Source organism: Neisseria sp. P0009.S007 (genome assembly GCF_051962515.1).
In genome coordinates, this window is sequence record NZ_JBQCVF010000686.1 from 1 (window position 1) to 875 (window position 875).

The 875-nt window shown below is 55.8% G+C and carries 1 protein-coding gene; it reads right to left on the reverse strand.

All coding sequences use genetic code 11. From position 1 onward, the window contains the following. Positions 1-869: PHP domain-containing protein (locus ACTHS3_RS15675; protein ID WP_440368465.1), on the reverse strand; the 869-nt coding region annotated here is incomplete at its 3' end. Positions 870-875: the final 6 nt, after the last annotated feature.

Genomic DNA, 875 nt, shown 5'->3' on the forward strand with positions numbered 1-875 from the left:
AGGCCGTCCGGAGTAGGGAAGAGCGGCAGGAAGTTTTTGCCCAATGTGATGTGCAGATTGCAGCGTTTGGCAATTTCCACCGTGTTTTCCAAGGCTTCAGGCAAATCGGCGAAACGTTCGGCCATGGTTTCCGGCGGAATGAAAAACTGGCTCGGCGTGAAATCGCGCGGACGTTTTTTGTCCGTCAATACCCAGCCGCCTGCGATACACACCCGCGCCTCGTGTGCGTTGAAATCGTCGCGGCTCATAAACTGCGTCGGGTGTGTCGCCACCACCGGCAAACCCAGTTCCTCCGCCAGCTTCACGCTGCCCGAAACGCAAGCCTCCCATTCGGGGCGTTCGGGCAGGCGTTGCAGCTCTAAATAAAACGCATCGGGAAACCACGCCGCATATTTCAACGCCGCCGCACGCGCCGCGTCTTCATTGCCGTTTAAGAGATTCACGCCCACTTCGCCGTAATGCGCGCCGCTCAAACAAATCAAGCCGCTGTTGTCGCCGTTTTCCAGCCATTCGGGATTGAGTTCCGCATGATGGATATTACGGTCTTTGCCGACATAAGCCTCTGTCAAAAGCTCGCTCAAGCGCAGATAGCCCGCATCGTTGCGGATAATCAGCATGGCGCGAAATGGCTTGTCGGGCGCATTCGGATTGCCTATCCACACGTCCGCCGCCCCGATGGGCTTAATCCCTGCTCCGCGACAGGCTTTATAGAATTTCACCAAACCGAATTCGTTCATCAAATCGCTGATGCCCAAAGCAGGCAAACCGTATTCCTGCGCTTTGGCAATCAGTTTTTTAATCCGCACCATACCGTCGGTAATCGAGAATTCGGTATGCAGGCGCAGGGGGATGTAGGTCGGCTCGGTCATGGCAAA